Annotated in this window: 7 protein-coding genes, 1 tRNA gene and 1 pseudogene; 5 read left to right on the forward strand and 4 right to left on the reverse strand. The window is 35.3% G+C overall.

What is annotated here, in order from left to right; genetic code table 11:
• Positions 1–57: 57 nt before the first annotated feature.
• From gyrB to dnaA, 4 genes are all read right to left on the reverse strand, one after another.
• Entirely contained in the window at positions 58–2460 is a 2403-nt protein-coding gene (gyrB, locus tag PSN35_RS04625; protein ID WP_300030123.1) for a DNA topoisomerase (ATP-hydrolyzing) subunit B, read from the reverse strand.
• Between the two features lie 145 nt (positions 2461–2605).
• On the reverse strand, positions 2606–3691 hold the full coding sequence (locus PSN35_RS04630; RefSeq protein WP_300030125.1) for a DNA replication/repair protein RecF: 1086 nt from the start codon (positions 3689–3691) through the stop codon (positions 2606–2608).
• A gap of 8 nt (positions 3692–3699) precedes the next feature.
• Positions 3700–4803, reverse strand: a complete 1104-nt coding sequence (gene dnaN, locus PSN35_RS04635; protein ID WP_300030129.1) for a DNA polymerase III subunit beta — start codon at positions 4801–4803, stop codon at positions 3700–3702.
• A gap of 212 nt (positions 4804–5015) precedes the next feature.
• Complete coding sequence (dnaA, locus tag PSN35_RS04640; RefSeq protein ID WP_300030133.1) at positions 5016–6323, reverse strand: chromosomal replication initiator protein DnaA; 1308 nt, start codon at positions 6321–6323, stop codon at positions 5016–5018.
• A gap of 2 nt (positions 6324–6325) precedes the next feature.
• Between dnaA and PSN35_RS04645 the strand changes: the two genes are divergently transcribed.
• The 5 genes and pseudogenes from PSN35_RS04645 to PSN35_RS04665 form a co-directional block, all read left to right on the forward strand.
• Positions 6326–6904, forward strand: coding sequence for a YqhA family protein (locus tag PSN35_RS04645; protein ID WP_367183389.1), 579 nt, complete (start codon positions 6326–6328; stop codon positions 6902–6904).
• A gap of 67 nt (positions 6905–6971) precedes the next feature.
• Entirely contained in the window at positions 6972–7718 is a 747-nt protein-coding gene (tpiA, locus tag PSN35_RS04650) for a triose-phosphate isomerase (protein WP_300030136.1), read from the forward strand.
• 2 nt (positions 7719–7720) lie between these two features.
• On the forward strand, positions 7721–8080 hold the full coding sequence (secG, locus tag PSN35_RS04655) for a preprotein translocase subunit SecG (protein ID WP_300030139.1): 360 nt from the start codon (positions 7721–7723) through the stop codon (positions 8078–8080).
• 9 nt (positions 8081–8089) lie between these two features.
• Positions 8090–8175 (forward strand) — tRNA-Leu (locus PSN35_RS04660).
• A 398-nt stretch (positions 8176–8573) separates the two neighbouring features.
• Positions 8574–8976: pseudogene (locus PSN35_RS04665) on the forward strand (Fis family transcriptional regulator); the annotation flags it as partial.

The raw sequence follows: 8976 nt of genomic DNA on the forward strand, positions 1-8976 counted from the left end.
CAACGACTGGATGTTGTTTAGACATAATATATCTCCTTGTTTATCTATAATTAATATTTAAAAATCTAAGTTATCAACTGACAACGCATTGTCTTCAATAAAGTTTCTACGAGGCTCAACCTCATCACCCATTAGGGTTGAGAACACTTCATCTGCTGCAATCGCATCTTCAATTTTAACTTTGAGTAGGGTTCTTTGTTCTGGGTCCATCGTGGTTTCCCATAACTGTTCTGGATTCATTTCACCCAAACCTTTGTAGCGTTGGAAACTTTGGCCTTTTTTAGCATCGTCAATTAAAAAACTAACTACTTGACTAAAACCGTCTACTTGGATTTGTTTGGATTTCTTTTCAACATATGAGTGTTCGCCAATTGCACTTTCTATCTTGTTTGAAAATGCTTTGATGGTTTGGTAATCTGGCGAGTCAAAAAATGCTTGGTTTAGTGTTACTTGATCGGTATCAACGCCATAAACACACAGTGTGTGATTAACTGTGTTATCACTATAAGTCACTGTGTGTTTTTGCGCTGGTGATATATCTTGATTTAGTTGTGTTTCCACTTCACTACACCATGCTTGCATGGTTTTAGTATCAGATAAATCTTCTACTGGCGAACTGCTGGCAATCGCTCTTAATAAGTCCGGATGGTAATGTTTAGAGAGTTTAGTAATAATAGTATTAATGGCATAATAATCTTTAACAGCAGACTCTAACGCCACACCAGAGATTGGTGGCACATCGGTATCAAAAAACAAGTTAGCGTCATTAACCGCTTCTTGTAATAGATAATCATTTAACTCTTGATCATCTTTTAAATAACGCTCTTGCTTACCTTTTTTAATCTTGTATAGCGGTGGCTGAGCAATGTACAAATAGCCTTTTTCAACCAACTCTGGCAAATAACGATAAAAGAAAGTTAACAACAAAGTACGAATATGAGCACCATCAACATCGGCATCCGTCATAATCACAATTTTATGGTATCTTAATTTTTCAATATTGTATTCTTCTTTACCAATACCACAACCTAATGCGGTAATCAAAGTGCCAACTTCAGCAGAACCTAGCATTTTTTCAAATCGTGCTTTTTCAACGTTTAAAATTTTACCTTTAAGTGGCAAAATTGCTTGAGTACGTCGATCACGGCCTTGTTTGGCCGAACCACCCGCTGAATCACCCTCCACCAGGAATATTTCACTTTCAGCTGGGTCTTTAGTTTGGCAATCACTTAATTTACCTGGCAAGCCTGCAATATCAAGTACACCTTTACGACGGGTCATTTCTCGAGCTTTTCGAGCTGCATTACGCGCTCTAGAAGCCTCTAAAATCTTGCCGACAATAATTTTAGCTTCGTTAGGATTTTCTAACAGATATTCACCTAATTTTTCATTCAGCGCTGATTCAACAGGCGCCCTTACTTCTGATGACACCAGCTTGTCTTTGGTTTGTGAAGAGAACTTTGGATCCGGCACTTTAACAGACACAATGGCAGTTAGTCCTTCTCGCGTATCTTCACCCGTAATGGCAGCTTTTTCTTTTTTAGCCATACCAGAATTATCAATATAGCTATTCAATGTACGAGTTAGCGCACCTCTGAAACCCGCTAAATGCGCACCACCATCTCGCTGAGGAATGTTGTTAGTAAAACAATAAATACTTTCCTGATAAGCATCAGACCATTGCAATGCAACATCAACCGTAATATCGTCACGTTCTGCAGAAATAGAAATGATATCGTTGTGAATAGGGTTTTTAGCTTTATTAAGATGCTCAACAAAGGCAGTGATACCACCTTCATATTCAAATACATCTTTACGTCCTGTTGAAATTTCTTCAATTTCAATATGTACACCTGAGTTTAAAAATGATAACTCACGAACACGGTTAGCCAGAATATCATACTTAAATTCAGTAATCGCAAATACATCTGGGCTGGGCTTAAAGTGAATGGTTGAACCTGTTGTATCGGTTTTACCAATTGCTTTCATTGGTGCATCGGGCACACCCAAAGTGTAGCTTTGCTGATGAATTTCACCTGCTCGGTGAACCGTTAATTGAACTGTTTCAGATAATGCATTAACAACAGAAACACCTACACCATGTAAACCACCAGAAACTTTATATGAGTTATCATCAAACTTACCACCTGCGTGTAGCACTGTCATAATAACTTCAGCAGCTGACACCCCTTCTTCAGGGTGAATATCAACTGGAATACCACGACCATCATCTGTTACAGAGACAGACTGATCTTCATGAATAACAATATTAATTTTAGAACAATGGCCTGCTAACGCTTCATCAATTGCATTATCAACCACCTCAAAAACCATGTGATGTAAACCGGTGCCATCATCGGTGTCACCAATGTACATTCCAGGGCGTTTTCTAACCGCATCTAAACCTTTTAAAACTTTAATATTTGAGGCTTGATATTCTTGTGATTGTTCTTCAGACATAAGTGCTTGAAAAAAATAAAATTATTATACCACGAGCAAGACAAATACACGCCAACATCCGACTTTTTTTCAAGCAGTCTATTATTTTTATATTTACTGATACAAAAGGGATATAGCGCTATTTGTGCTAATTAAACAACAAATATTAACCTTGAGTAATAACCCCTTTCTCAATCTTAAAAATTGAGGTATTTTCAGGATCAATTGTTAAGGTATTTATACCAATATCGGTCATTAAAACTTGAACCTTTAATTGTTGTAAATAATTCAAAATTGTTTGGATTTTTGATTGGTCTAATTCTGATGAAATATCATCAATCAACACAACAGGATAAGTGTTATTCTTTACTAACAAAGATACTTGTGTTAGCCAAAATACAATAGACAAGGTTTTTTGCTCACCACGGGATAAAAAACATTCTTGCTGATCGTTTAATAAAAAATCAAGACTGGCTTTGTGCGGTCCGTAATTCAAATATTTAGCTTTCATTAAAAACGCTTTACTTTTGAGTAAATATTGATAAATACTATCCACATTAAACGCATCAACTTCTTTAGGCCAACCAGATTTAAATTGATAATCAAAGGTATCAATCAAATCAAATGATTGCGATAAACTTTTCATTAATTCGGCTGAATTGGTTTGTTTTAATTGTTCAATATAATCTTGGCGTGCTTGATTAATCTTACTAGACAGTTGTGCGATTTCTAAAAACCAATAATCTAATTCTTGTTGTTTTTGTTGTGCTAATAAAAAATTAATATTTTTTAAGGTTTTTTGATATTTTTTAAAATCACTTAAGCAATCAGGTTTTAGGTGAAATACACCCCAATCTAGGTAAGAACGCTTGTTTTTTGGCGTGCCATTAACAACAAATCCTTTATCGGGGGTGATAATTTGAATCGGTAATAATTTAGAGAGTTCGCTACTATTTTTTAAACGATTTTGATCAAGATTAATCGTTGTTTTTTGTTTAGATTTTTCCAATTTCAAACGATAATCGTCAACTTGGGCTGCTAATTGAAATTGTTGATGATCCAGTTGGATTAACTCTTTTAACGCTTTTGTTTTAAAAGAACGGTTATGTCCTAAATAATAAACTGCTTCAATAAGACTGGTCTTTCCTTGTGCATTACTCGCAACAAACACATTAAGTTGTTTGTTAAGTTCAATGTATTGATTATTTAAATTACGAAACTGAGTAATTGCCAGTTTATGTATAACTGCCATAAATAAAACTAGATACGCATTGGCATAACAACATATTGGAAAGTTTCATCATTTGGACTACTTAACATACAAGATTGATTTTCACCACCTGGAACAACCATGTTAATTTCATCGGTGTTTAATTTTTCTAAAATTGAAATTAAGTAATGAATATTAAAAGCAATTTCAATTTCTTTATCGAAATTTTTGGTGCTAATTTGGGTTTTCGCTTGACCCCGTTCAGAATGTGAAAAAATATTAAGTTGAGAGTTTTTAAACATTAACTTAACACCCTTGGTACGTTCTTCTACAAAAATTGAAGCCTGTTGAAGTGAGTTTAAGAATTCTAAACGGTCAATAACAATGGTATTTTCAAAATCCGTTGGTAGTACTTGCGCATAATTAGGGAAATTACTATCGATTAATCGACTAATAATGGTTGTATCATCACTCACTAAGTAAAAATAATTGTCAGATAGATGCACTTCGACTTCGTTATGTTCGTTTTTGTTTAAAATTTTGGTTAATTCTAAAACAGCTTTTCTTGGCAAAATAACGGTTTTTTTATCGGTTAATTGGTTAGTTTGTTTTATTTCACCAATAGAAAGTCGATGTCCATCGGTAGCAACAACCGTAATATTATCTTGATTAACTTCAAAATACAAACCGTTTAAATATGCTCTAATATCTTGATTACCCATTGAAAAACTTGTATTTTCAATAAGTTCTTTTAACTGATGACGATTAACCTTAATGACATCACTGTTTTCAATTTTTGGTAATGCAGGAAAATCTTGATGATTGAATGAATTTAGTTCAAATGAATTTTTATTAGTTTTTATGTAAACCTTAGATTCTTTAATAATAAATTCAATAATAGTTGATTCAGGTAATTTTTTAATAATATCGATTAAATCTTTTGCATAAATAGTGAACGAGAGTTCTTCTTGGGTTTGTACTGGGTGAGAAGCTCTAATTTCAATTTCCATGTCAGTTGTTGTTAAGGTTAACTGATTATTTTTTAATTGAATTAATACATGTGACAGAATGGGTAAGGTTTGTTTTTTTTCAACAACACCAATAACAGTTTGTAAGGGTTCAAGTAATTCTTTGACGGTGAGCTGCGTGTTCATTGAAAAATCCTTTTATTAAAAATTATTGTTATTATTAGTGGTATTATTTTTTGTGAATAAGTGATTTTTTTCTTTAAAAATTAATCATTTAAATCGTTGATATCTTGTTAGTATTTTATGTAAAAAATTGTGAACAAGGGTATAAAATTCATTTTTTAGTCAAGTTATGATTGTTGTCCACTGGCGAGTGTAAAACTAGGTTGTGGAAATGTTTATAAGTTGGCTAATTTAAGCTTAATTAAATCGTAATCATCCTTTGTTTCTTTGCTTTCTAGCAGTTTATCTTTAATTTTATTTATGGCGTGGATAACGGTTGAATGATCTCTATTACCAAATTGTTTTCCGATTTTATTGAGTGATAAAGCACTAAGCTCATGACAAATATAAATAGCCATTTGTCTGGCTAATACAGTGTGCTGTTTGCGTGATTTTGAACTCAAATCTGAAACGGTTAGTGCGTAATGCTTTGCCACTTCTTTTTGGATATCATTAACATCGATGTTTTTTATTGCTGGTTTAATTAGGTCACCAAGTGCCGCTTCAACCACCTCTTTAGAAATCATGGTGCTGTCCATTTTAGAAAAATCAACAAAAGCTTTTAGTTTTAACAAGGCACCTTCTAAGTCTCTGACGTTTGAGGTAATGTGTCCAGCAATAAAAAGCGCCACATCTTCGTTTAGGTTGATATTAATTTTTTGATCTTGAGCTTTTTTCAGCAAGATGGCTGCACGCATTTCTAATTCAGGCGGCGTTAAGTGTAGATTTAAGCCTTGAGAGAATCTGGTTTTAAGTCGCTCTTCTAATGATTTAATATTTTTTGGCGGTTGGTCACAGGTAAAAATAATTTGTTTTTTGCCGTTAAACAAAAAATTAAAAATATGGAAGAACTCTTCTTGAGATTTTTCCTTGCCTGCAATTAAATGAATGTCATCTACTAACAACAAGTCAGCTGATTGATAGAATAGTTTAATATCTTCAATGGTATTGTGTCTTAAGCTAGAAGTGATATTTCTAACAAAATCCATGAGCGGCACATAAAGCACTTTTAATTCAGGATTTTTTATTTTAGCTAAGTGCCCTGCAGCTTGCATTAAGTGGGTTTTTCCTAATCCGGAGCCACCATAAATAATAAAAGGATTGTAAGGTGATCCTTTGATGTTTTCAGCAATTTGTTTGGTGGCGCCATAAGCCATTTGGTTGGCATTACCCAGTACTAAATTGTCAAACGTATAATCTTCAAATAAAGGGGTGGCTTGTGGCTTGTATGCCGAGGGTTTTTGCTCTACTTTAGGAGAGACGCCAATAAAAATTTTTAACTGTTTATTGTGTTGAGCGACAGCACTTTTTATCTGAGGCTTAAGGTTTTTATTAATGTAGTCTTTAACTTGTGTATTAGGCGCTAATAATGATAAAGTCTGACCGTCCTCTAATGCTTTTAAAGGCTGAACCCAGACGCTATATTGAGCAAGCGGAATGGTATCTTTAAGCGTGTTTAAGCATTGAGTCCAGGTTTTCGACATAAGTGTTAGATAAAATTATTAATGTATACTTAAGCATTATATTTGTTTTGGGAGAGAAGTGGATGAATGGTTTGGAAAAGTATTTTGAAAAGTTGTTGTGGAACTCTAGATTGATGGTTTTAGCAGCGGTTATTTCGTCGTTGCTATTGTCGTTATTATTGTTTGTTATTACTGCTATTGACGTCGCCGGTTTGATTGCCCATGCGGGAGATTATATTAGTGCAACTGCAGAAGCAAAACGCGCCTTAAAAATTGAAATGGTGGCGCACACAGTCGGTTCAATTGATGGTTTTTTACTGGCCACAATTTTGTTAATTTTCTCATTGGGCTTGTATGAATTATTTATTAGTGAAATTGATGAAGCCAAAGATAGTGGTCAATCCTCCAAGGTATTGGTTATTAATTCATTAGACGATCTTAAGGCCAAATTGGCCAAAGTGATTTTAATGATTTTAGTGGTGACGTTTTTTGAAGTGTCATTATCAATGACATTTACAGGTGCACTAGATTTGGTGTACTTCTCTTTGGGTATCTTAATGGTTTCATTGGCCTTGTACTTTGGCTCTAAATCATCACACTAACGCTTTAGACATTGATTTTTATTGCTAAATAGCGTAACATTTATTCCTTTTTATTCAGAGAACTAATATGCGTCAAACAATTGTTGCAGGCAACTGGAAAATGAACGCCTCAAAAGAAGAGGTTAATACCTTGGTAATGGGTATTTTGTCAGGCATGTCTGAGGTTGAGTCCAAAGTAATCGTGTGCAGCCCTTTTCCATACTTGTCCCAAGTGGAAGCGCTGATCACTCATTCACAACTTCATCTTGGTGCTCAAACTATTAGTATTCATCCATCAGGTGCCCATACTGGCGAAGTTAGTGCTGATATGATTAAAGATTTTGGTGCTGACTACGTTATTGTTGGTCATTCAGAGCGTAGAAGTATGTACGGTGAAACTGATCAAGATGTTGCTAATAAAGTTAAAACAGTTGTTGACAACGGCCTAACGGCGCTTTTCTGTATTGGTGAGACGTTAGAAGAAAGGGAATCTGGAAAAACTGAAGCGGTTGTTGCAAGACAAATTCAAGCGGTTATTGATACTTGTAGTATTGATGCGTTTAGAAATATTATTATTGCGTATGAACCAATTTGGGCGATCGGCACTGGTGTAACAGCAAGCCCTCAACAAGCCCAAGATACACACGCTTCTATTCGTGCGCTATTAGCTACTAATGATGAAAATATCGCACAATCTACACCGATTCTTTATGGTGGTAGTATGAATCCTGGCAATGCAGCTGAATTAATTGCTTGTGAAGATATTGATGGCGGATTAATTGGCGGCGCGTCATTAAAAGCAGAAGACTTTTTACAAATTTGTAAAGCGGGTTAATTATGTCGTTTCAAATTATTTTAATCATCCATGTGCTATTGGCATTAGGCTTAATTGCACTTATCTTAATGCAACACGGTAAGGGTGCTGATGCAGGTGCTGCTTTTGGTGCGGGTGCATCAGGATCAGTATTTGGCGCGCGTGGTGCTAATTCGTTTATGTACAAGCTAACTGCAAGTGTGGCTTTTGCTTTCTTTGTTACCAGTTTAACGTTGGCTTATTTAGCCACTAATGAAACTAGTGCTGATAACGAACCAGCCAGCATCATGGAGTCGGCTGGATCAGTTCCAATTATTCCATCTGATGTACCCATGATTGCGCCAACTACATCGGAATCCGATATCAGCGATATCCCTGAGTAACACCCTTTTGCCGATATGGCGGAATTGGTAGACGCGCCACCTTGAGGGGGTGGTGAGCTACGCTCGTGCCAGTTCGACTCTGGCTATCGGCACCATATTATAGATCAATCACAACGGTGGCCTTAGTGCCACCGTTTTTTCTGGACAAAAGCCCAACATCCAATCATGTGTTTTGGTCTGTTGTTAAGCAATGCTAATATTCAGTTTACTACCATCAATAAATTAAATAGAGGTAAGGCGTACGAGGGGATGTATGGCTTTAATAGTTTCACGTGAAACAACTTTGTTTAAAAGTAAGTCCAGTGGTTGTTTTATAATGTATTAGACGTGTTTTTCTACTTTTAGTTTAAGGCCGCTTGGCTTGCTGATCGAGACCATGCGTTGGAACAAGTAGCGGTTTTAATGCAAAATTGTGTGTCATGTCATGCGCTATATCGTATAGAATTAGAAGACGATTAGTTTTATAGTTATCCATTAATAAAGGGGAAGTTGTATGAATTGGCGCCATCGTGCAGAAAGAAAATTTGAACATTTTTCAGATGTTATTTTTGATCATAGTAAAAAAACCATCAGTGTTATTTTGCTAGTTGTGTTTGCCTTTGCAACACAATTACCGTCTTTAACAATGGACACCTCAACCGAAGGTTTTTTACATAAAACTGACCCAATGCGTGTCGCTTATGACGAATTTAGAGATCAGTTTGGTCGTGATGAAAAGTTGTTAGTCGCCATTAAAACAACTGATGTTTTTGATCTGAATTTTCTTAACAAACTACAAAAACTGCATCAACAACTTGAGAATGAGCTGCCGTATATTACTGATGTTAATTCACTCATTAATGCCAGAAATACCTATGGCAATCAAGAGAGTTTGATTGTTGAGGATTTGTTTGAAG

Origin of the sequence: Candidatus Thioglobus sp. (assembly GCF_028599055.1) — a bacterium.
GTDB lineage: Bacteria > Pseudomonadota > Gammaproteobacteria > PS1 > Pseudothioglobaceae > Thioglobus_A.